Consider the following 22,138-nt stretch of genomic DNA (forward strand, 5'->3'; position numbering starts at 1 on the left):
TCAGATAAGTGATAATGCTGCTGACGATGGACGGGTTACAAGTGGCTGAATCTGAGTTGCCACTGAGCGGGCAAAGGCACAGACCGATTCGCCATTTGTAAGCTGTGGATAAATCTGACCGGTGTTGGCTAAAAAGAGACCGTCAATGTCGGTGGTGACGGGTGGAATCAGGTCGGTTGCGCCAACAGGATGGATTGGCTCGACGTACCGTTCACGTCCAATGCGAATGGCGGCAATATCCTCTTGCTTGAGGTCGGGAAACATCTGCCGCAAGTAGCTGAGAAAGACCTTGCGCAATTCGTCATCGGGCATCCGGGCAAAGGGGCTATCTGCCGAGACGTATTTGGGTAAATAGACCAGGTGGTATCCGCCAACATACTGCGGATCGATCAGGTTCGTGGTTTCGATCACGCCAGTAAACGGAATGCGTTCATCGGTGATGTTCAGCGTGTAGTAAGGCGTCAGCCGTCGACGCATCACCACCAGCATACACACAATACCCAGAAACCCATCGAGCTGCCCCCAGCGGGCTGCTACCGAGGTTGCTGCGGGAGGCAACAGCCGTCGCGCAATCGGGGTTTGGGCGGTAATCACCACATTGTCCGCGGGGAGTTCGTGACCGTTGACCACCAGACCACTCACCCGTCCGTCAGTAACCTGCAACGTTTCGATGGTGGCATTCACCTCAATCTGACTACCACGTTGCCGGATTGCTGCGGCCAGGGCATCGATCAGCTCCTGGTAGCCGTTGGGCAGGTAGCACATGACCTCACGGCTACCGCCTTTGGTACGGGTGTCGGTGGTGCGTACCAGGCGCGACCAGATGTAGGTGGCAGGGACGTGACTGAAATCGCCATCGAATTTGGCGCGCAGGAGTGGCGCCCAGACGTGGCGTACAGTGCGCTCGCCGCTGAGGCGAGTGAGCCACTCGGCCACCGGTATCTGTTCGAGGCTCCGCCAGTCTTTGATCCGACGACAGGCGAGAATGGTGTAGGCGAGGCGGAGGCGATCAATCAGGCGCAGTGGCGGAAAGCGGAGAAATTCGAGTGGGGTTGACATAGGGTAGATGCGGCCATCGTGGTAGAAGCCCATCTTTGTGGTGGTGTAGCGCAGGCGGCTACGCAGCCCCAGTTCGTCAAACAGGCTCATGAGTGTGTGATCGCTGCTGAGGATAGCATGGTAATAGCGATCACACTCCATTCCATCGAGTTCGGGAAAGCGTGTGCGTCCCATCAGGCCACCGAGTGAGGCTGATCGCTCCCACACTCGTACCGGGATGTGCCGTTTAAGCAATTCGTAAGCCAGGCTGAGGCCGAGAATGCCTCCGCCGATAATATCTATCATTGTCACCCCCTGTTACGTTGACCCTCCACGTTGTCAGGCGACTAATACCGGCTCGTGTACGGTTAGGGCATTGACCGCAGCAGCGATCTGCTGCAACTCCTCAAGGCTGAGCGCCGGATGTACCGGTAAGGCGATGATCTCACGGGCAATCCGGTCAGCAACCGGCGTTTCGGCCTCGATACCCAGCTTGCGATAAAGCGGTTGTTGCGGGATTGGCAGTGGGTAGAAGATGGCCGTACCGACACCGGCGGCGTTCAACTGTTTGATAGCCGCATCGCGGTTCCCGATCACGCGGATCGTGTACTGATGAAAGACATGACGTACATCCGAGCGTATATATGGCGTGATGACTGCCGGATGGCGAATGTATTCGCTCAGAAATGCGGCATTTGCGATCCGCTGCGTCGTGAAACACTCACACTTGGCCAGTTGGGTCCGACCAATCGCAGCTTGCAGATCGGTCATCCGGAAGTTGTAGCCGAGGATTTCGTGATAATAGCGCACCCGGCTGCCGTGGTTACGCAACAGGCGTAAACGGTCAGCGATAGCCGGATCGTTGGTGGTGATCATCCCGCCCTCACCACTGGTCACGTTTTTGGTGGCGTAGAGTGAAAAGCAGCCGACGCCGAAACTGCCCACCGGTTGGTCGCGGTAGGTCGCCCCTACTGCCTGAGCAGCATCTTCGATGATTGCCAGGTTATACCGGCGGGCAATCTCGATAATCGGTGCCATATCTGCCGGTTGACCGTAGAGATGAACCGGCATAATCGCCCGTGTTCGTGAGGTAATGGCGGCGGGGATCAGATCGGGATTCAGGTTGTACGTTCGTGGATCGATATCAACAAACACCGGCGTCGCCCCAGTCATTAAGATGCTATTGGCCGTGGCGATGAAGCTGAAGGGCGTGGTAATTACCTCGTCCCCAGGGCCGATGTTATGGGCCAGCAAGGCAAGGTAGAGCGCGATGGTGCCATTCATTACGGCCACGGCGTGGTGTGTTCCGCACAGAGCGGCAAATTCCGCTTCAAAGCGTTCAACCTCTGGCCCCTGCGCAATCATGCCCGAACGTAACACAGCCAGCACAGCCTCTTCCTCTTCGGGGCCGATCAGTGGTCGGGAGATCGGGATCATTGCTGACCTCCTACCGCCTTTGCCTGCAACATCACCGGTTGGAGCGAGGCTTCGATTTGGCGACCCAGATTGACCGCCAGGGCGTGGCAGACAATGCTATGGATGTCTTCAATCAAAGGCATAAAGTTGTTTTTGACGTGCAGGCCAATTTTGGCAATCCGATACAGGCGGCCACCATCACGTCCGGTAATGCCGATGGTGACGGCACCGACGCGATTGCCCCATTCGATGGCCCGTACTACATTGGCTGAGTTGCCACTGCCGGAAATCGCAATGATGATGTCGCCATCGCGGTAGAGCGCCTGCAACTGTTCGACAAACACATCGGCATACTCTTGATCGTTTGACCAGGCAGTAATCAGGGGAACGTTGTCGGTGAGCGCAATAGCGCGCACCCGGCGAGCCTGGGGATTGATCGTCCATTTCGAGAGATCGCAGGCGAAGTGCGAGGCGGTTGCCGCACTACCCCCATTGCCACAGACAAAGATGGTTGCATCGCGCTGGTAGGCTTCCCAGATGGCATCAGCTACTCGTTGTAGTTCCCAAAGTGGCAGTTGCCCAAGCATTTGGTATGTCTGGACAACATACGATGTCAGATTGTTCATGACCCCCCCTCCCAATAGTTTCAATGTGTTTACGAGCGGGCAACCATCAACATGCCGGCACAAATCACCATCACACCGGCTGCACGCAGCGGATTGACCTGTTCGTGCAAGACCAGCCATGCCAGCAGGAAGATGATGATATGGTTCAGGCTAACGAAGGGATAGGCTACACTAAGATCAATCCGTGACAGAGTGACCAGCCAGAAAAAAGTGCCGAAACCGTACACTAGCAGACCGCCAATCACCATCGGTGAAGTAACAATGCGCCAGACAATCCCCGGTGCCGTCTCCAGGGTCAGCGCGAGTGGCCCCATGGCACCCATCCCTTGCTTCAACATCATCTGACCAATCACGCCCAGCGTCGTAGCAATCAAAATCAGCATAATGGTGCTCATCGCCAGTGAACCCTTTCGTGGCATTGGCTGCTCGATCTCGGTGGAGACAGCCGGCGGTGTCTGCCTGATAACTTGTTCGTCAATCTGTTGCATTGATCCCCCCATAGACTGGCAGTCGGGCTATCGACTGCGCGAGATTGCTTTGGTCTGCGGCCGGGCGAAGAAGCGGCGCTGGAGAATGCTGCTCATGTAGCGAATGTGGGTTTTCGTGATTTGCCAGACCCGCGCCTTTGATTGCCCATACTGACGCACGCGCAGCGTGGTTGGATACTCGGCGATGCGGTAACCACTCAGCAGTGCTTCAACCAGCCACTCCGTCACCATCAGAAAGCCATCGGCGTGGGTGGTAATGTTTTCGATCACGTGACGCCGGCAGGCACGAAAGAGCGCGGTATAGGTGTGAATCCGTGTATCGACCAGTATGCGGTAGCAGAGTGAAGCCGATTTGCTAATGAAGACCCGGTAGGCCGGTACGTTTTCAATCCCACCGCCAGCGTGATAGGGTGAAGCGGTCACCAGATCAACGTCGGGGGTGAGCCGGTCGAGCAAGGCCGGTATTTCGCTGAATGGATAGGTGCCATCACTATCACAGGTGATGATGATCTCACCGGTGGCGTTGGCAAAGCCGGTACGCAACGCTGCCCCCAGGCCACGGTTTGTCGGATGGTGGACGATGACGGTATCAGTCCAGGCACCAAATGTCTGTTCGAGGAGATCACCCGTTCCGTCGCGACTGCCATCATTAACCAGCACGAGCTGGGTTCGTCCGCGTTCGCGTAGCATATCCAGGGCCTGGGTAAGCCGGTCATGCATTGCCGACAAACCTTCAGCTTCGTTATAACAGGGAATCACAATTGAAAAATCGTAGTACGCCACGGTCTACTCCTGCAAAAAGAGCGATCAGGTTGAGGATTGATAGCATGATTGCTCAGAAGCTGGCTGAAATACTGGATAAATTATCTAACCTCGATCTAACGTTCCTCTAAATATTTGCGGTTAGTAAATGAGGATTTATTCATCAATGCGTATACACCGGTGTCGTAACCGCACGGTAGACCGATTCCAGGCAAGTTACACTCTGTTGCCAGTGATGGTAGCGTTCAACATACATACGCCCGGCCTGCCCAAGCCTGACCCGGCGTTCAGGATTGGCCAGTAAGTTCAAGATTGCCTGCGCAAACTCAGCGGCGTCATCGGCTACGATCAGATCGTGACCGGGCTGCACACTCAGGGCAACGGTTGCCTGACGGGCTGTGATCACCGGGGTCGCAGTTGCCATCGCTTCCAGCACTTTGTTTTGCACGCCAACACCGTAGCGAATCGGGGCGACCGCGATGGTGGCTTGGGTCAGGTAGGGGCGCAGATCAGGTACTGCACCGGTAACGGTAATACGTGGATCGTGGGCGTATGCCCGAATATGGGCACTTGGTTCGGCACCGGCCAGGGTGATGGTTACGTCAGGGCGCACTGCCCATACCCGTGGCATAATTGCCTCGACCAGGTAGCGAGCCGCGGCCTCGTTGGCGTGGTAGCTCATTTTGCCGGTGAAGACCAGGCTGGCAGGGTGTCGCGGGCCGGTGTGTGGTTGAAAGTATTCCAGGTCAACGCCGTTGGGAGCAACAACCAGCGGATTGTGGCTGGGGTGGCTCAGGGTTTGATTGAGGGTCATTAATGCCCAGCGGTCTTCGGGAGACGTGACCACAACGGCAGCAAAGCGATGGGGGTAGGCAGCTTCGTAGTGGCGAGTGCGGGCCAGATCGATCAGCGCACGCAAGCGCCCGCTCAGGCTACTGCTCCGCCGAAACGTGCGCTCAAACAGGAGACTGATGCTATCGACCGCGTCGAGAACGATTGGCAGTCCGCTACCACTCTGGTGTAGCGCTGCTAACCCAATTTCCGCAGCACGTAAATGCTCGATATGGATCACGTCATGATCGCCGCTTTGGATCTCTCGCATTACTGCCGTAATCATCGCAGGAGTCAGGCAGTGGGCAGCCTGGAGCGGTAACCGAGTAGGAAGGGCACGGATATAGGCCAACACATGAGCACTGGTTTGTGTTGGTACGGCAACCACCCGTCGGCAGATGGTGCGCAGTTCGGCCAAGGCCGCCTCATTGTCGGCGACACAAACCAGGGTGATGGTATGACCGCGTCGGGCCAGATGACGGATAAACTGATACGGTCGCACCCGGATCGGCGAGGGCGTGTATGGCGCTACAAACAGAATGTTCATCCGCGTTTCCCTTCTGCAAGTGGGTGAACCTTTTGTAAAGCTGTCTCATACAGGCGATCAATCGCCGGACAAACGACGCGCCAGTCGTAGCGCTCTTCGGCCAGCCGTCGCCCCTGCACAGCCAGTCGCCTGCCCAATGCGGGATCGTTTAGCAGTCGGATCAAGGCTTCGGCAAATGAAGCCGGATCATCGCCAACCAGCAGGTGTTCACCGGGTGTGACGTCGATCCCTTCATAGCCAATCGTGGTCGAGACAATGGGCAGGCCACGGGCCAGGGCTTCGAGGATTTTGACCCGCATCCCACCTCCGGCATGCACCGGTACGATGAGGGCCGCTGTGCGTTCGAGGTACGGACGCGGATTGGCAACGTATCCCGGCACCTCAATGGCCGGGTCGACCGTTAGGCGGCGAACGGTGGCCGGTGGGCGGGCGCCGACCAGGGCTACTCTGGCGTGAGGAACCGCTTGTTTGACGCGCGGCCATACCTCGTGGGCAAACCAGAGGACGCCGTCAACGTTCGGCGGCCAGAACATGGTGGCCATGCTCAGGATCGTGTCAGGGTGAGGCTGGCGATGGACAATCGCTTCGCGCTGCGTGTCGATGGCGATGGGAATGATCGCGGTTGGTGGGAGAGTCACGCCGGCTTCGCTGGCAGCCAGCTTAAGAAATGTGTAATCTGGTTCGCTCACCGCCAGCATACCGTCGAAACGGGCGCACAATTGCGCTTCAATGCGTCGTAAGCGGCGGGTTTCGATCTGCAAACCGATCCGCTGCATCAGGTGCGAGCGAGCCGCCATGCGGGCTACGATTGTCCAGACGGCATTGTGCTGGTCGATGATCCGTGCCCCAGCCGGCAGATCGACGGCAAAGGGTGCCATATTGAGTTGATCGGCGTGGATAATATCAAAGTGCTCCCGTGCGGTCAGATCGGAGAGCAGGCGCTGTAGTTCTGGAGAGGCATCGCGACTCAGAATGAAGGACGTTCCGGTCAGCGCACTTTTGAGCAGGAAACGGGCATCTTTCCAGCGGGAGCGCTGAAAAGGAACGGTGTAGACCTCGCGACAGATACGTCGTAACGACTCGGCGTGCGCCTTTTCCTGGGGGGTGCGTACCAGCGATACCAGCGTGACCTCGTGCTTCTCACAGAGGTATTGCAGCACGTTATAGGTTTTGATCTTTGGCCCGCTATCAGGCGGATAGGGAGCAATGAGTGTGAGCATCAAAATGCGCATGGAATCACCTCTGTGGGGGCGGCGCGATGGGCATAACCGAACGCATATCCGGTTTGGTGATCGCCGGCGAACGTTCAGCCGGTTCTAACGGGCGTAAGAGGAGTACCAGACCGGCGATGATGACAATGAGCAGTGGTAGCAGGCTGATCGGCCCGTCCAGTTGCAAGACCATGCCAAGGTTGCGGGCAATGTCACCGCGTGCCCAGGCCGGAATGACATACTCTGTCCAGGTGGCGCGAATAGCATCGCTGGGAAAGAGCTGGGTTGCCGTGGCTTCCGTCCAGACCAGACCGAACGAGATGGTGATTAATGCGAGGATAGTGGTGCGCCAGATCGGGTGAGACCACACAGCAGCGCAGAGCAGGATGGCCGGCAATGCCAGGAACGGGATCATCGGCACGAGGTATCGTGGCCCGGCGGCAAAGCCTCCCCACCACATAATCGAGGAACCGTAGAAGAGCAGGAAACTCAGGGGCACCAGCAACACGACCCACCATTCAGCCCGGTGCTGTCGTTGGCGCCAGCCAATCCAGTAAGCGGGGATAGCCAGCAGTAACCATGGTGTCCGGAAGAAAAGACCACGAAAATCACCGAACGTTAGTCCCCAAATGGCATCCCACTGCGGGCCGACCAGGCTCATAAAACCGGTGTGGTGCTGCTCTTGCCAGAGTGCCGAATGGGCATAGCCAATTGGCAGGGGAGTGCCAAAGGCCGCTAGATCGTAGATCACCAGCAATGTCAGCGGGACTGCTCCACCTACCAGCAATGTCGGCAACCATCTCCATCCACGCCGATACAGCGTGTACAGGCCGATAATGGCCGCAGCCGGTGCTGCCGGGTATTCACTGATCACCACCCAGCCTAATGCCAGACCGACAATAGCAGCGCTGATGGCAGGCGGCCAGGTTAATGGTGGTGCCCAGGTCAGGGCAAAGGCGGTGAAGAGCAACACGGCAACCAGTTGGTGGGAGTAGAAGTTGCCGGCGTAGGGCGCGGCGCTGGTCGCCAGACCATAAGCTAGGGTGCCGATACTGGCCGGGACTGGGGGCACGCCGATTCGTTGCAGAATGAGGAAGAAGAGGCCACCGAACAGGGCTGCCGGCAAGGCAACGACAACCAGCGTCAGGAGATACTGCACCAGCGCAAACCGAATCTTGTCCGGTCGTAAGCCGCTGCCATCTGGATTTAGGGTCGCGGCGAAACGACCACTCAGCCGCTCGAATTGAGCCTGGACGAGTGGGGTGTTGAGGAGCGGTCGGAGCGCCGCGTAGACTGGTACACCTAAAAATGATAATCCCGGTGGCTTGTCGGTATACGCATGACCCTCAAAGATGGCATAGTCGCCGGTGTTCTCGACATAGCGGTCGATACGTGGCGTGCCGTCATCAACCAGGGCCAGCACCAGATTCAACCGCGAGTTCTGGTTCCAATCCGACCAGCGTGGCAGGATGTAGGCATAACTACAGAAGAGCAGGAACACGATGAGCCAGAAGCGCCGCATAAGGCTACCTTTTCTGCTTAGGGTGCATGCCGCTGCCATATCGTGTACGGGCCGGCACTGTAAACCGGTACGTAATCGTGTTGTAAACGTTCGTGGTCGTAGATGCCGGTATACGCACTGAATGGGCCGGTGAGCACGTATGGCGGGTTGGCGTCCAAACCATCGTAAGCAACCGGTGATCCGCCGAGCCAGGCGTGGCGAACAGCGCCATCAAGGAGTTCGGTCGGAACGTAGTGATAGGTGTGATCGGTGAAAATAGCCAGCTCTGGTTCCCACGTCTCGATGATGGCGTCGGTTGGGATAGCCTGATTGAGAAATGCAGCCATGCGTTGTGCAGAGTCATCAGGGCGAAGCACCACGCCGACCGTCATGCTAAGTGAGAAGCCGGTGATTAGAGCCAGGCCGGCACCAACTGCACCGGCCAGAACCGGTTGACGACGCTGCCAGAGCCAGGCAAGCAGGTCACCGATCATTCGGGCAACTGCCGGTGCGCCGAGGGCAACGGCAGGGAAGGCGTAGCGCGGCCAGCCGAGCGATACCAGATACCAGCCGATCCAGAGTATTAACGGCACGGTGAGGGCCAGTTCGGCAAAGGCCATGGCACTGCGCTGACGGCAACGCCAGAGGCTGTACAGCAGGGCCGGAATGAGCAAGCCACCGTACACCTGTACCAGATAACGGATAGTGCGCAGACTGGCTTCGCCGTCGAAGACGAAGATCGCGCCACCGGCTGCCTGGCGGGTTTTCGCCAGATTGGCACTGAAATCAGCCGGGCCGAGAAATGCCAGCATGATCAGCAGCCAGCCGGCAAACATACTCCCGGCAATGAGTGGTGGGGCAAGTCGCAACCACCAGTCGCCTACACGCATGAAGCGCCAATCGAGAAGGGCCAGGATGAGGAGGGAGGGCGCAACAATTAGGGCAAACTGATTCTTGGTAATCAACGCCATCCCAAAGCCAATCCCGGCGAGGATGGCACTGCGCCGGCGGTGTGACGGCTGTAGTGTTGATTTGACATAAAACAACAATCCCATCCCAAGCCAGGCCAATCCAGGCACCTCACCCAATACCTGGCGGCCATATTCGATCATCCCTTCAAAGCCACGGGTGCGTGACGCGATGAGCAGCAGGACTGTCAACAGGGCCAGATAGCGTCCGTGCAGGTGTCGTGCCAGCAGGTAGAAGAGCCAGAGGGTGGCGAAGAGATAGGCTACGATGACGAGGCGTGCTGCCAGCAGATCGACCCCAACCAGGTGAAAGACAAGCGCTACCGGCAGCATCACCGTCGGCCCGACACCGATAGTTGGGCCGAAATAGCGGAAGCCCTCGCTGCTGATGTCGGCGTAGACACCGTAGCGGATAAGCGTTTCCGGGACGTGCAGATGTGATCCCTCGTCGAACCAGGTGCGTGGTGCATAGGGCAGATTCACCAGGGCGAGCAGCCCGATGATGACGACGAGGAGCAGTGTTGCTGCTCGTTCACCGAAACGCACCAGGTCTGATGTTGGTCGTAGAAGATCGGTCGTGAGCTGTTTGTGCATGGTTCCCTCGATGCCAACAACGACCCGGTGGCGCGGCGGGCATTCCCGCCGGCCACTGTCAGGTCAGGCATACAGTACGGATCGTGATGTCTACATACTGCTACCGCTCAGCCGGCGCAGTCCTTCATTCCGTAAGCTGCCGCCGATCCACTTGAGATGGTTCACGCCGATTTGCCAGAGCTGACCCCAGGTTTCAGGGTTAGCCGCACCCTTGAGGAAGGTCATGATCGGTCGTGGCCGTAGAGACCACTCGCGAGCTGCACGTTTGGCCCAGTACTCCAGATCAGCCGAGCTGAGGTGTGGGTAGTTGAGCACCGTGTGCGAATACATGTCGTAGTCTTCCCACTGGTTCATGCGAATCCAGCCATTGGCGACGGCTTCGTAGTAGAAGGGTGTGCCAGGGTAGGGGGTGGCAATATGGAACAGGGCAATATCGAGGGGTAGCCGTTTCGAGAGTGCAATGGTCTGTTGGATGGTTTCGACCGTTTCGCCCGGTAGACCGATGATGAAATAGCCCCAGTTCATGATCCCGGCGCGATGGCTGGCGGCAATGGTCTCTTCGATCCGTTTGACGGTGGTACCCTTGCGGGCGCGCTTCAATACCTCTTCGCTCCCGCTCTCCAGCCCCCAGGCGATCATGAAGCAGCCGGCCTTACGCATCAGGCGCAGTTCATCTTCGTCCACAAAATCGACGCGACTGTTGCAGCTCCACCGCAGTTTTAAGCCCTCTTTGATGATCGTGTGGCAGAGATCGTAGACAAATTCCTTCTTGACCGTAAACAGGTCGGCCTCGAAGTGGATGTGATGCATGCCCATTTCTTTCAGCATCACCATCTCTTGCAGAACGTGGTGGGGGCTACGATGGCGAACACTCGACTGGTAGGTGACGTGCTTGATACAGTAGCGGCAGCCAGCCGGGCAGCCGCGACTGGTCAGGACGAAGGTGTAGGGTCCACCCACGATTGGCACTTTGTAGCGTTGCCAGGGCAACTGATCGTGGAGGGGAATGGGTAGCGTGTCGAGGTCTTCAATGAACGGGCGGTCAGTGTTGATGCGGACTTCGCCGTGCTCGTCGCGGTAGCCGACACCGAGGGTTTCGCGCAGAGCTTTAGCGATAATTTTGGGATGCACGCCTAAGAAGCGGCCACGGGTTGTCAGATATGACGCATCGGGAAACGGTAGCTTGCGCCAGGGCGGTGTCAGGTCGGGGTTGCCGACGGGGACCGTATCAGCCGCACGTTCTTCTTCGACTACCCGGTCAATCGTGCGAATGACATCAACAATAGTAAGTTCCGGTTCACCGCGCACCACAATATCGAGCGTTGGGTAGGATTCGAGCGTTTCGCGGGTCATCGGCGTAACGTGTGTGCCGATGGCCATAGTGATTGTGCCCACCGCCTTGCCAATGAAGGTCGTGCGCATGTCGTTCGTCAGGGTTGGCGCCGTGGCGTGGATGATCATGTAGCGCGGCTTCTTTTCCCACATATACTTCTCGAACGACTTCCAGTCCATCATCAGGCCAATTGCATCGATCACTTCAACGCTATAACCGGCCTCTTTGACCACGGCGGCAATTTGGGCCAATGCGGTTTGCGGCCAGATAATCCCGTCGCGCGTTCGCCGTCCAACGCGAGCAATGTCGCGTAAGAAGAGATCACCGTCGGGCGATGGCGGATTGAGTACCAGCACATCGAGGCGAGGTGTCTTCTCGCGTGGCATTTCCACAAAGCGAATTTCGCCGGCCCGCTCGTTGGGGCGGGCGGGCGCAACCAGCTTGATGCCGGTTGGTTTATCACCGGGGGCTTGCTTACGCTGAACCGGAGTCGTTTCCTGCTCGCTCATGATCTTCCCCTTCTAATGATGCATCACATGATGCTGTAATGCCGCCTCTGTGATACTCGATGCGGGCAGGATCGAGGCGGCGGAATAGCTTGATAACTGTTGATCCGAATGATAATTGCAGACCATGCAGTACCATGGTCAGCGTCAGTACAACGAAAACAGTATTGAAAACAGGCCCGACCAGCATGTGCAGCGGTCGATTCCAGCCGGTCAGCTCTAGGCCAAACAACATGTCAATCGCGTGATGTAATTCGCCAGCAACGTGCTTTTCGTATTCGTACCCTAACCCGAAGAGCAATGCGCTAAACAGCCAGACGGCATTAGCCCGGTTTAGTTGCCGGTAGAGCCGAATACTCATCACCAGAGCGGCTCCCAGGCTCACGATGATCGGCCAGTTGTGACCGATTAAAACGATTATGTAGCCGATAATGTAGTGGCTTTGTCCGAGATGCTGTTCGCTCCACTGGTAAAATACTTCCACCAGTGTCCTCACTTCATGCGGTTTGTGGTGCAGTCTCAACAGGTGTGGTGAGTGGAACGTATGTCCAGTTCAGGTCGGCTTCCTGATCGCTCTCGCGGCGACTTAGCTCGGCGAGCACCCGCGCCAGACCCCACGCACTGACCAACTGTACCCCTATCAGGACAAGCATTGCACTCACGACCGGAGCAAACCACGAATGAGGCAGTGCGGGATTGGTCAGATCGAAGGCAACAGCCGCGACATAGGTCATGACACCCCCGATCATCGCCAGCAATCCTAGCCACCAGTAATGGCGTTCAATCCGTCGTCCGTTTCCGCGACGACCAAACAGACCCTGGCGGATGGCGCGTTTGTGGAACAGTGCAACCAGATAACTGAACGAAGTGCCGGTGGTGTAGAGAGTTACACCGGCGACGGCCAGCACCAACGCACCGAAGAGTTGTGGGAACGACCAGCCAATCAGCAGGCCGAGCGCGATGCCAATGCTCTGCCCCAGAATGAGCAGACCGGCCAGGAGGAGCAAGAGGAGGCCTAATCCGCCAAAGATACGTACCGGATTATAGGTCAAGGCCGTCCAGACAATCGATTTAGTGAAGCGGAGGCCATCGCGGATCACGTGGAGCTTGCTGCGCCCAGAGCGCTCTTTGTAGGGAATGGGAATCTCTACCATGCGCAGCCCTTCGTGAAGGGCACGGGTGCTCATTGCCGGCGTAAAATCGAGGGTGTTCGGTAATGGGTAAATGACCGGCAGAATCGAACGTCGCAAGACGCGCTGGCCACTTGCGCTATCGCTAATGCGTACACCGGCGACTAGGGAGAGCATCGTGGCGAAGATGGTGTTACCGATCCGGCGTACCAGCGGCATCTCGCTATGGGCACCGGCCATACGACTCCCGATCACAATATCGGCGCCGGCCAGCACCTCTCGGCACATCGCCGGAAAGTATTCCGGCGGATAGGTGCTGTCGGCATCAAGGAAGCCGATCAGTTCGCCACGAGCCTGAATAAAACCGGTCTTCAACGCGCCGCCATAGCCACGATTCTGCTGCCGGATCAGGCGAACCTGATCACCAAATCCCTGTACGATAGCCGCGGTACGATCTTTCGAGCCATCATCAACAACGATGCACTCCAGATCATCTACGCCCACCTCTTTGAGCGCCGGTCGAATCGCCAGCACGCGCTCAACGATGGCCGCAATGCCATCCTCTTCGTTGTACGCCGGAATCACAACTGAAAGTGTCGTCATTCGTTCCCCTCCCCATGGTTGCTGACGTGCCAGATAAAGTGTTGCGTTCGTGTCAGTAGACCGCTACAGTCAGGCGTTCGTGTGGTAACGGATCGGCACGGAGATCGCGTACAACACGAGCTGGATTTCCGACAGCGACGCAGTAATCGGGAATATCTTTCGTCACCACAGCACCGGCACCCACGACGACGTTGCGCCCGATCCGCACGCCGTCGAGAATAATCGCGCCACTGCCAATCCAGGAACCATCACCGATGGTGATGCCCTGCGCCGTGATACCTTGCGCACTGATCGGGCGGGTTGTGTCGTGAAAGACGTGATTGACGGCTAACACTTGCACTAGCGTGCCTAGATAGACATCGTCGCCAATCGTGATACCGCCTTGTCCGCGCAAGATGCAGCTCTCGCCAATGAGTGAGCGTTGCCCGATAGTGATATGGCTGTGGGGGAGATTGCGAAAATTGTAAACGTGAAGGATTGCGTTCTTCATCACCATACTTTCGGCGCCGATGCTAATGCCACCCGGACAGGCATGCAGGTAGACACCGTGATCGAGGTAGACGCCACGCCCCAATCGCACATTGTCGGCAAAGCGGATACGTACACCGTCTTCGATGGCGACAATGCCCTCTATTTGCATCAATGCCCGATAGGCCAGCGCACGCAAACCGATCCCAATCAGACCAGGTACCCATCCACATAGGCTTTGCAGTACCTGTTCGGTCAAGTATCGTGGTAATGAGCTTGCCTGTCGGCTCAGATAGAGTCGCAATCGATTCGTCATATGCTCCCTGAACGCTGCTGCTGGACACTTGTAGGATAGTTACCAGGTCTGAATATTGACTAACTATTGACAGATGTATATGTGACAAAATAATAATTATGTGTTGACAGCGGCTTCCATAATTGCTACCGCATGTGCGGCGGCACCACTGACGATAGGAGAGCGAGCGGCGCGGAGACGGCTTAAACCGGTTGGATTGATCCACGTTGCGGTACCGGCGAGAATGTCTTCGTAAGAGTTCCCGATCAATACCGCAACACCGGCATCGACCAGGTAGCGCCATTCGGTTTCATTACGTACCAGCAAAATGGGCGTGCCCAACACGGCGGCCTCTTCTTGCAGGCCACCAGAGTCGGTGAGCAGAGCCTGGGCCGACTGCACCAGGCAGAGGGTGTCGAGGTAGCCGAGCGGGCGGATCGCCAGGATGTGTGGCGAAAGTTGTAATCCCTGGCGCTCAAGCGCAGCCGCAGTGCGTGGATGTACCGGGAAGACGATGCGGTAGCTCTCGGCCAGTTCGTTCAGCGCCCGCACAATGCCTGGTAGGGTCGTCGGTTCCGTGTTCTCGGCGCGGTGTAGCGTCAACGCCAGATAGCTCCCCGGTGTCAGTTCCAGTTGTTGCAGGATGGTACTGGTGGCGGCACGCTCGCGATGGCGCAAGGCAGCGTCGATGGCGGTAGAACCGATCACGTGAATCCGTTCATCTGGTAGCCCCTCTGCGCGCAGGTTGGCTGCAGCAATCTCATCGGCGGCAAGCAGTATTTCGGCAATATGATCGACAATAATGCGGTTGAGTTCTTCGGGCATAGCGCGGTTGAACGACCGCCCACCCGCTTCCAGATGCACTACCGGAAAGCCGAGTTTGGCAGCGCAGAGCGCACCGGCCATTGTGGTGTTGGTGTCACCCTGCACCAGCACGAGATCGGGGCGCTCTTGCAGCAAGATTGGCTCAAGCCGGGCCAGAATGCGTGCCGTCTGCTCGCCGTGTTGCGCCGAACCGACGCCGAGGGTGTAGCGGGGCGATGGCAGACTCAGTTCCTCAAAAAAGATAGCGTCAACCTCATACGAATAGTGCTGACCAGAATGCACCAGGATATGATCAAAGCGTTCTTCGAGCAGTGGGATCACCGGTGAGAGTTTAATAATCTCTGGTCGGGTGCCGAGGACGGTGAGGACGCGCGCCATAAGTTACCTCTCTTCATATTCGAGTTGAATACCGTAGTAGCGCTGTAAAAATGTGCACAGCGTGTCAAGAATGACTGCGTGCGCAGGGCTGCGCCGATAGGTGATCAGGTTGAGCCAGAGCTGCGTCGGTGCTGGTTGCCAGTCGGGCCGACAGATAAGCCAGACTGTCGGTCGGTCAGGGGCAACGGCCGGTGTTTCGCCGTGGGCCGGTACCAGCACTATCCGATAGGTGTGCCGCCCAACCTGAACCAGTGGGTGGGGCGTATCGCTCAGTAACCTTAGTTCGCCGTAATTCGTGGCAATCGCCAGAAAATGATGTAGCATCTGGCCGGCGATTGCATCAAGCCGTCGCGGGGTGATCGTGCGCTGCATACGGTTCATCGTGTTGACTACCTGGGCCGGATGACCTTCGACGATTGCATTCGCCGGAATGTCACCACTAACCACCGAGCGCGAGTTCACAAAACTGTTATCGCCGATAGTTGTGCCGGGGTGGAGAAAGACGCCGGCAGCACACCAGACCCGATTGCCGATCACCACCGGTGCGAAGCGTACCCAATAGCCCTCGGTGTAGGGCAGAAATGAACCGTGGGTGTATACCATGCAACGGGCACCGAGTGCACTCCAGTCGCCGATCCGCACCTCTTCCTCGGTGTTGATGAGCGATTGCGGGCCGATGTAGCTGTGATGACCGATCCGCAAACCGGCAGCACCGTACACCAGGATGAAGCTGCTGATGATGCTGTAACGACCAATGCTGAGGTCACCGCCGCAGTTGATGATGGTCAAGGCACGGATTGCGCTGTGATCGCCGATGCTGATGTGGCGCCCCATTACGGTACTGAACCAGCCAATTGAGACGCCTCGGCCAATCTGAGCACCGCAACAGATGCGTAAGATAGCCGGTTTGCAGGCTGGTGGCACGATGAAGAGCAGGATAAAGATGGCGGTACGGAAGAGATTCATGTTCGCTGCCCAGGTATTACCGGATTTCTTCACATCTGTTCATCTTCGCCGAGGCCATGGCTGGTTTCCGCGATGTGGCTGGCCCGCGCCGACCAGTATCTGGCGATGGCTGCCGGGGTTGCGAACCAGACCCGGCCACATGCTGCCAGGTCTTCCCACAGGGAACGGTAGGTCGCTGCCCATCCCGGAAAGAGCGTGTCGTCATAGACATAATCATGCACATCGACCAGTAGTAAACCACCCTGGCGAGAGACGGTCTCACGCAGATCGCCAAGCAGGGTATCACGTTCACCGGGGTTAAACTGCTTCTGCCCAAACAGGTGATCGTCCATCCAGCCGGTTGGCAGTTGCAAGGTGCGAATTGCCCGGCGCAGTCTGCGGTGCCAGGGGAAGAAGGGCCAGGTGCTACTCCGACGCCAGCCCAGATATCGGTTGTGGGTCAGGGATGCATCGTAGTGAAACCCAACCTGCTCGTGGATGAGCAGCGTTTGTTCGGGCTGTTGCGGATGGAGGTGCCAGTAGTGATGGCGATTCCCTTCAATTGGTTGGTCACTGGCGACCGCCAGCCGTTCGCGTTCGGCAGCGAAGATACGGCGGTCGGTGTAGGCCAGGTAGCTGGCGTGCAGACCGATCTCCCAGCCGGCGGCACTCAATTCGCGGAAGAGCGCACGGAAGTGAGGCGCATGCACATCGTAGAAGGGATCGGGGCGTCCGGTAGCATATTCCAGCAACGACCCTTTGCGGGCAACGAAGTAAAACGCTGAGTGCGCACCGATCTGCTCTTCAAGCGCGATCCACGAGTGGAAGTGCCAGTGGTGGCGACGACCGGTGATCACATCACGGGCTGCCCGCAGTCCGCGCATCCCCTGTCGCCGCACAATCCGCAGCGGCTCCAGCCAACGCACGACTTCGGGATAATCGACATCGTGACCACAGGTGGCGGCCAGGACTGCACTGTTGGGCCAGCGTGGGATGCCGGGAGGCAAACCGCACTGTTGCAGTATCTCGGCCAGCCAGCAGCCAATTGCCGATGCCATCCCACGCCGGAGTAGTCCCTGCGTTAGCATCGGTGAGCCGGTGAGATCGCGATAACCGTGTTTGAGCGTTGGGTACTGCTCCTCTTCATAGCCGCTGAGGAGCCAGAAGGCGGCGAAGATCGGGTCGTGACCAATGTGCAGGCTGCCATGCACCACGACCGGTTGGACGTGCTCATGGTTGCCTTCCAGCAGCGGCAGGGTATAGCCGCGCTGGATAGTGTGACCTCGTAAACGAGCCAGGGCAGGGTTTGTCCAACGTTCGGCACAGGCGTGGATAACAATCTGTGCTGGCGGCGCCTGAGCCGGATCGGTGGTATAGGCAATGGTGACCGGTGCAGCCTGCCACTGCTCTTCGTACCAGCTATAGCCCATACCGGTTAGCAATGTGCGCCAGGTATAGGTAATCTCAGCGCGCCAGGCCGCCAGTGCCGGATCGATAGCAATGCGAACTGTCGGTATCATAGGCTTCATTTTTCGCTGCAAAGCTACTACGACGATTTACGCATCTTCTTGAACCGCGCACTATGCTGTTCACTGTCGGTGATGATAATCTTGACCGGTATCTTGTAGGGTGCCAGGCGGTCACGACAGAATGCACGTACCCGTCGCTTAAACTCATTCGGGTCTTCTGGCTCGAACAGATTGAAGCGCGCGGTCACAATATGGCCGGTGATGGGATTAGGCTCACCAACCACCGCAACGTCTTTGATGTTCGGCATCTGGAGCAACACGCTCTCCACCTCTGCCGGGTAGACCTTCTGCCCACCGACGTTGATGATGTCGCTCCGTCGCCCCAAAATGCGAATATACTCCCCGTCAACCTCTACCACATCCTGCGTATTCATCCACCCCTCTTCGTCGAAGGGGCTAGGTGCATTGAGATACCCCAGCATCGCCGATTTAGCCCGTACCCACAACACCCCATCGACGATCTTCGTCTCGAACCCTTCGCCGCCGACTTTGACCCAGAGTGAATTGGAGTCGCGGGACTTGGAACGCAGGATGCCCAGTTCAGAGAGGCCATACGTCTGCAAGAGCTGCACGTTGGGGAAGAGCGCGTGAATCCGGTGTAAGGTGCTTTCCGGCATCACCTCGGTGCCGTAGGTAATCAGCTCAAGTGACGAGAGATCGTAGCGCCGGTAGGCTTCAGAGATCAACAGGAGATTCAGAAACGTCGGTGACGTGGGCAACGTCTGCACCCGGTGGGTTTCAATAGCCCGACAGACCACGTCGGGATCGCGTGATGGTACCGATACGACAGTGCCGCCATTTGCCAGGGTGTAGAAGAGGGTATTGATACCGCCGATATGATCGAGCAGCAGGAAGGTGAGTGTCACCCGTCGGTGGCGGGGAACTTTGAACTTTTCAAGCAGCGGAATAAAATCGTGTAAGGCGGCTTTGCTCTTCCCGGTAGAACCCGACGAGAAGAGGACTAATCCCGGATGCTGACGGTCGATCAACTGACGGGTCAGCGGATTGGTCACCTGCACCGGTCGGCGCTCGATGTGCCAGCGATCATCGGCGGTGAAACTGACAACGACCTGCACTTCAGCGATCCCCAGAAACTCTTCACGCTGCGCTGTAACACTGTGCGTCAACGGAACAATAATCGTATTGCGTTCGATCAGGTTCAGGAGCAGGCTAACGGCATTGGGTGAATAATCGCCTTCAATCGTTACGACCTGACCGGGACCGACGTCGTGCTGGTCGAGAGCGGTGTGCCAGGCTTGTATGCGCGTTAACAAGTCCTGGTATGAATACGGATGGTCATGCCAGACAATAGCAGGATGGCTTGCCCATTGCTCCATCCGTTCGCGTAGCCATGTAATGCTCATAGCAGCCTCCATGCGGTGATCGATGCTACCCACCACCACCAAGGTAAAGTACCTGCCCGGTGACATAATCACTGGCCGGGTTGACGAAGAAATCAATCACATGCGCAACATCGCGAAAGGTGCCGAACCGCCGAATCGCGAGTGCATCGATGATGTGCTGGAGCTTTTCCTGCGGAACGCCCCGGATAAGATCGGTCTCGATTGGCGTCGGGCCAATCGCGTTCACGGTAATCCCGAAGGGTGCAAATTCACGGGCGAGGATACGGGTCATGGTCTCGACCGCGCTCTTGGATGCGGCGTACAGCGCTTCACCCTCAAGCCGTAATGGCACAGCAATGGTACTGAAATTAACGATGCGGCCATAGTTGCGCCGACGCATCAGTTTGGCCGCTTCCCGACAGACCAGAAAACTGCCCAGAACGTTAATGTTGAGAATGCGACCGGCCGTTTCTCCTGGTGTAAGGAGCGCGTGATTCATTGCCGCAATGCCGGCGTTGTTGATAGCAATATCGAGGCGACCATGCCGGCGTTGGATCGAACTGATCATCGCCTTGACTTGGCTCTCGTTGGCGACATCAACGTGGTGGTGGGTGTAGCCGGGTAGTTCCCAGTCGACAGGATTGCGGGCGCAACCTTCGACCAGTGCTCCCCGTGCCAGAAAGTGTTCGACCAGGAAGCGACCAATGCCCCGGCTGCTCCCGGTAATAAGCACGACTTCGCGCTCAGTCACGGCCCGTCTCCTCATCGATCAACTGCATCAGGTAGTCGACCAGGGCGCCAATGCTGCGAAATGGACTGTTTCGTTGCGACATCGCTCGATCATCGGCCAGCGTGAGCGTAATACCGAAGGTTTCTTCAAGCCGTTGTTCAAGATCAACCACCATCGTCACCAGGGCCAGCGAGTCGAGCAGTGCCCCCTTGCCAAACAGCAAGGTGTTCTCATCGATGCGATCTGGCGCTGGATGGCCACTCTGATCGAGGATGTTGCGTAGACTTTCGATTACAAGCTGACCGAGATCGGTGCGAGCAATGGGTAGGCTTGTCATAAGAAGTTCTCCTATCTTAAAGAAGATGATTTAGAAGACGAACGAGTAATCAACGGAATGTAAATCTGAATCTGCGGCGTCGGTGCATTGTCAATCGACGGAGTCGTCGATGGTGTTGCTGTGACGATATGGGTGCCGGTCGGGGTGGCGGTATGGGTGCCGGTCGGGGTAGCGGTACGGGTGCCGGTCGGGGTGGCGGTCGGGGTGGCGGTATATGTGCTGCCCGGTGTTGAACTTGCCATAACGGTCGGTGTAATGCTTGCCGTAGTAGTTGAGGTGGGGACTAAGCCACCACTAAACGGCGTATCGGTTGACCAGTGTTGAGCTACACCACCAGGACGCGGCTTGAGTTCGCCGCTGCTTGTGCCCCTGGGAGAACTGTCACCAATGAGCGTACCTGTTCCCTCGTCGAACCGATAGAGCGCAATTGTCTCAGGATCAAGCGGATGGGGGGTTGATGGTCGCGTGAACGTGTCGGTGTAGCGCGCAATCTGCGACACGCGCAGGTCATCGATCCAGCCGGTGTAGTGGAGACTACCGGGAACATCGTGTTTCTCGGCCCCCAATACCAGGTACGGATCACTGGTGGGATAGGCAGTGGTGCGGTTGAGGCGGTAGTCAATCCGCCCGCTGGCACCGCTCAGGGTGCCATCAAGCTGGCCATCAACGAAGAGACGGATTTGCCCGCTTGCCGAGCGGGTGATCGCGATATGATGCCATATCCCGTCGGTCACCACCCTATTGCCGGTGAGCAGCCGGTCGTCGGCACCAACACTCACGCCGACGACCAACCGCTGATTGCAGATGGCAACTCCGTAATCACCATAATCACCGGCACCGAACACATCACGGTCGAGCAGGATATTACCGGTATACCAGCCTCCCGGACAGGCCGGGGCAGTGTTCTCGGCTGCGGTTGCCTTCATCCAGAACTCAATGGTATAAGTGTCGCCAACGTTGATCGGATAGGAATCAGTGATGCGTCCATTGGCATCGATAGGGCCTAATGGTATTTTAACGCGGTCGCGGTCGTTGGTACCGCTGCCGTAAAATCGCAAGGAATAGCCTCCCTGGGCCTGGGTCGGGGATGACGTGCGGAGGGTGCTGAATGCGATGAACGTGACGAGCAAGCCCGATAGGGTGAGCTTTGCTACCGTCTGATACCATTGCTGGCTGGTGCAGTACTCCATACATCGTCTCCGTTACAAAGTCGGCGCATCTGATATCGTATTCGGATAACATGCAGTGTCGAGACACCAAAGATATCGAAAGTGCCCGGCACGCTTGAACTCTCAAAGACAGCTCCGCCGGTCAGCGGATCGGGCACTCGCGTCTAGGTGATGCCGTCGGGGGATACTACGTATCCAATTCGCCGATTAGCATCAAGGGGGTTATCAACCCCAACATACCACATCCGATAGCAAACACTACTGGTACAGCCACCTTCACACAGGCGCAGGGTGGACGCCTCGTCACGCACCATACTGGGCGGGAAGATCTCTTCGGTATCAAAGCTGGTGCTACCTCCGCCACAACCACTGTCTACATTGCTGAAGATTGCGCCGTCGGTGCATGGGTCATTGACCATCACCCACGGTTGATCGTTTCCGCCTACAGAAGGCGTAGGGAAAGCAATAGGGTTTAATGTAGGGATAGGTGCGTTGGGCACAGGGCGCACCCAGGTCAGACCGTCGAGCGAGACCACGTGTCCAATCCGATGCGTACCACTCCCGT

The 22,138-nt window shown here is 57.5% G+C and carries 21 protein-coding genes; all 21 read right to left on the reverse strand.

Features of this window, described 5'->3' with window-relative positions:
- A complete protein-coding gene (locus VAE55_RS15625; protein WP_322816663.1) occupies window positions 1-1,344 on the reverse strand; it encodes an NAD(P)/FAD-dependent oxidoreductase in 1,344 nt (447 codons plus the stop codon).
- A gap of 33 nt (window positions 1,345-1,377) precedes the next feature.
- The gene (locus tag VAE55_RS15630; protein WP_322816664.1) at window positions 1,378-2,475 is read right to left on the reverse strand and encodes a DegT/DnrJ/EryC1/StrS family aminotransferase; all 1,098 of its coding nucleotides are present in this window, start codon (window positions 2,473-2,475) and stop codon (window positions 1,378-1,380) included.
- Complete coding sequence (locus VAE55_RS15635) at window positions 2,472-3,080, reverse strand: SIS domain-containing protein (protein ID WP_322816665.1); 609 nt, start codon at window positions 3,078-3,080, stop codon at window positions 2,472-2,474. Before VAE55_RS15635 ends, VAE55_RS15630 begins: the two co-directional genes overlap by 4 nt.
- Window positions 3,081-3,109: 29 nt before the next feature.
- Entirely contained in the window at window positions 3,110-3,568 is a 459-nt protein-coding gene (locus tag VAE55_RS15640; RefSeq protein WP_322816666.1) for an EamA family transporter, read from the reverse strand.
- Between the two features lie 27 nt (window positions 3,569-3,595).
- On the reverse strand, window positions 3,596-4,351 hold the full coding sequence (locus tag VAE55_RS15645; protein WP_322816667.1) for a glycosyltransferase family 2 protein: 756 nt from the start codon (window positions 4,349-4,351) through the stop codon (window positions 3,596-3,598).
- Window positions 4,352-4,493: 142 nt separating this feature from the next.
- Window positions 4,494-5,708: a glycosyltransferase gene (locus tag VAE55_RS15650; protein WP_322816668.1), complete on the reverse strand. Its 1,215-nt coding sequence runs from the start codon at window positions 5,706-5,708 to the stop codon at window positions 4,494-4,496.
- Window positions 5,705-6,940 carry a glycosyltransferase family 4 protein gene (locus tag VAE55_RS15655; RefSeq protein ID WP_322816669.1) on the reverse strand — a complete coding sequence of 412 codons (1,236 nt, stop codon included), beginning with the start codon at window positions 6,938-6,940 and terminating at the stop codon, window positions 5,705-5,707. Before VAE55_RS15655 ends, VAE55_RS15650 begins: the two co-directional genes overlap by 4 nt.
- 4 nt (window positions 6,941-6,944) lie before the next feature.
- The gene (locus VAE55_RS15660) at window positions 6,945-8,441 is read right to left on the reverse strand and encodes a hypothetical protein (RefSeq protein WP_322816670.1); all 1,497 of its coding nucleotides are present in this window, start codon (window positions 8,439-8,441) and stop codon (window positions 6,945-6,947) included.
- A gap of 17 nt (window positions 8,442-8,458) precedes the next feature.
- On the reverse strand, window positions 8,459-9,982 hold the full coding sequence (locus VAE55_RS15665; protein WP_322816671.1) for a glycosyltransferase family 39 protein: 1,524 nt from the start codon (window positions 9,980-9,982) through the stop codon (window positions 8,459-8,461).
- Between the two features lie 90 nt (window positions 9,983-10,072).
- On the reverse strand, window positions 10,073-11,824 hold the full coding sequence (locus VAE55_RS15670; protein WP_322816672.1) for a B12-binding domain-containing radical SAM protein: 1,752 nt from the start codon (window positions 11,822-11,824) through the stop codon (window positions 10,073-10,075).
- Window positions 11,790-12,305, reverse strand: a complete 516-nt coding sequence (locus tag VAE55_RS15675; protein WP_322816673.1) for a hypothetical protein — start codon at window positions 12,303-12,305, stop codon at window positions 11,790-11,792. The genes VAE55_RS15670 and VAE55_RS15675 overlap by 35 nt, the downstream gene beginning before the upstream one ends.
- A gap of 13 nt (window positions 12,306-12,318) precedes the next feature.
- Entirely contained in the window at window positions 12,319-13,554 is a 1,236-nt protein-coding gene (locus VAE55_RS15680) for a glycosyltransferase family 2 protein (RefSeq protein ID WP_322816674.1), read from the reverse strand.
- A gap of 52 nt (window positions 13,555-13,606) precedes the next feature.
- Window positions 13,607-14,338 carry an acyltransferase gene (locus VAE55_RS15685; RefSeq protein WP_322816675.1) on the reverse strand — a complete coding sequence of 244 codons (732 nt, stop codon included), beginning with the start codon at window positions 14,336-14,338 and terminating at the stop codon, window positions 13,607-13,609.
- Between the two features lie 96 nt (window positions 14,339-14,434).
- Window positions 14,435-15,520: a non-hydrolyzing UDP-N-acetylglucosamine 2-epimerase gene (wecB, locus tag VAE55_RS15690; protein ID WP_322816676.1), complete on the reverse strand. Its 1,086-nt coding sequence runs from the start codon at window positions 15,518-15,520 to the stop codon at window positions 14,435-14,437.
- A 3-nt stretch (window positions 15,521-15,523) separates the two neighbouring features.
- The gene (locus VAE55_RS15695; RefSeq protein ID WP_322816677.1) at window positions 15,524-16,519 is read right to left on the reverse strand and encodes an acyltransferase; all 996 of its coding nucleotides are present in this window, start codon (window positions 16,517-16,519) and stop codon (window positions 15,524-15,526) included.
- A complete protein-coding gene (locus tag VAE55_RS15700) occupies window positions 16,516-17,985 on the reverse strand; it encodes a polysaccharide deacetylase family protein (protein WP_322816678.1) in 1,470 nt (489 codons plus the stop codon). The genes VAE55_RS15695 and VAE55_RS15700 overlap by 4 nt, the downstream gene beginning before the upstream one ends.
- 26 nt (window positions 17,986-18,011) lie before the next feature.
- Window positions 18,012-19,358 carry a fatty acid--CoA ligase family protein gene (locus VAE55_RS15705; protein WP_322816679.1) on the reverse strand — a complete coding sequence of 449 codons (1,347 nt, stop codon included), beginning with the start codon at window positions 19,356-19,358 and terminating at the stop codon, window positions 18,012-18,014.
- Window positions 19,359-19,383: 25 nt separating this feature from the next.
- Entirely contained in the window at window positions 19,384-20,103 is a 720-nt protein-coding gene (locus tag VAE55_RS15710; protein WP_416181212.1) for an SDR family NAD(P)-dependent oxidoreductase, read from the reverse strand.
- A complete protein-coding gene (locus VAE55_RS15715) occupies window positions 20,081-20,404 on the reverse strand; it encodes a hypothetical protein (RefSeq protein ID WP_322816681.1) in 324 nt (107 codons plus the stop codon). Before VAE55_RS15715 ends, VAE55_RS15710 begins: the two co-directional genes overlap by 23 nt.
- An 11-nt stretch (window positions 20,405-20,415) precedes the next feature.
- On the reverse strand, window positions 20,416-21,594 hold the full coding sequence (locus VAE55_RS15720; RefSeq protein WP_322816682.1) for a LamG domain-containing protein: 1,179 nt from the start codon (window positions 21,592-21,594) through the stop codon (window positions 20,416-20,418).
- Between the two features lie 143 nt (window positions 21,595-21,737).
- Window positions 21,738-22,138, reverse strand: a 401-nt coding sequence (locus VAE55_RS15725) for a hypothetical protein (protein ID WP_322816683.1), incomplete at its 5' end; no start/stop codon positions are given.

Source organism: Chloroflexus sp. (assembly GCF_034432675.1).
Classification (GTDB): Bacteria; Chloroflexota; Chloroflexia; order Chloroflexales; family Chloroflexaceae; genus Chloroflexus.

What these genes read in the sequence shown, in the direction of transcription:
- VAE55_RS15650 (WP_322816668.1), bottom strand. Translation starts at nt 5,708, where the DNA reads ATGAACATTCTGTTTGTAGCGCCATACACGCCCTCGCCGATCCGGGTG.
- VAE55_RS15670 (WP_322816672.1), bottom strand. Translation starts at nt 11,824, where the DNA reads ATGAGCGAGCAGGAAACGACTCCGGTTCAGCGTAAGCAAGCCCCCGGT.
- VAE55_RS15710 (WP_416181212.1), bottom strand. Translation starts at nt 20,103, where the DNA reads ATGAGGAGACGGGCCGTGACTGAGCGCGAAGTCGTGCTTATTACCGGG.
- VAE55_RS15635 (WP_322816665.1), bottom strand. Translation starts at nt 3,080, where the DNA reads ATGAACAATCTGACATCGTATGTTGTCCAGACATACCAAATGCTTGGG.
- VAE55_RS15700 (WP_322816678.1), bottom strand. Translation starts at nt 17,985, where the DNA reads ATGATACCGACAGTTCGCATTGCTATCGATCCGGCACTGGCGGCCTGG.
- VAE55_RS15625 (WP_322816663.1), bottom strand. Translation starts at nt 1,344, where the DNA reads ATGATAGATATTATCGGCGGAGGCATTCTCGGCCTCAGCCTGGCTTAC.
- VAE55_RS15705 (WP_322816679.1), bottom strand. Translation starts at nt 19,358, where the DNA reads ATGAGCATTACATGGCTACGCGAACGGATGGAGCAATGGGCAAGCCAT.
- VAE55_RS15655 (WP_322816669.1), bottom strand. Translation starts at nt 6,940, where the DNA reads ATGCGCATTTTGATGCTCACACTCATTGCTCCCTATCCGCCTGATAGC.
- wecB (WP_322816676.1), bottom strand. Translation starts at nt 15,520, where the DNA reads ATGGCGCGCGTCCTCACCGTCCTCGGCACCCGACCAGAGATTATTAAA.
- VAE55_RS15715 (WP_322816681.1), bottom strand. Translation starts at nt 20,404, where the DNA reads ATGACAAGCCTACCCATTGCTCGCACCGATCTCGGTCAGCTTGTAATC.
- VAE55_RS15665 (WP_322816671.1), bottom strand. Translation starts at nt 9,982, where the DNA reads ATGCACAAACAGCTCACGACCGATCTTCTACGACCAACATCAGACCTG.
- VAE55_RS15680 (WP_322816674.1), bottom strand. Translation starts at nt 13,554, where the DNA reads ATGACGACACTTTCAGTTGTGATTCCGGCGTACAACGAAGAGGATGGC.
- VAE55_RS15640 (WP_322816666.1), bottom strand. Translation starts at nt 3,568, where the DNA reads ATGCAACAGATTGACGAACAAGTTATCAGGCAGACACCGCCGGCTGTC.
- VAE55_RS15660 (WP_322816670.1), bottom strand. Translation starts at nt 8,441, where the DNA reads ATGCGGCGCTTCTGGCTCATCGTGTTCCTGCTCTTCTGTAGTTATGCC.
- VAE55_RS15630 (WP_322816664.1), bottom strand. Translation starts at nt 2,475, where the DNA reads ATGATCCCGATCTCCCGACCACTGATCGGCCCCGAAGAGGAAGAGGCT.
- VAE55_RS15685 (WP_322816675.1), bottom strand. Translation starts at nt 14,338, where the DNA reads ATGACGAATCGATTGCGACTCTATCTGAGCCGACAGGCAAGCTCATTA.
- VAE55_RS15720 (WP_322816682.1), bottom strand. Translation starts at nt 21,594, where the DNA reads ATGGAGTACTGCACCAGCCAGCAATGGTATCAGACGGTAGCAAAGCTC.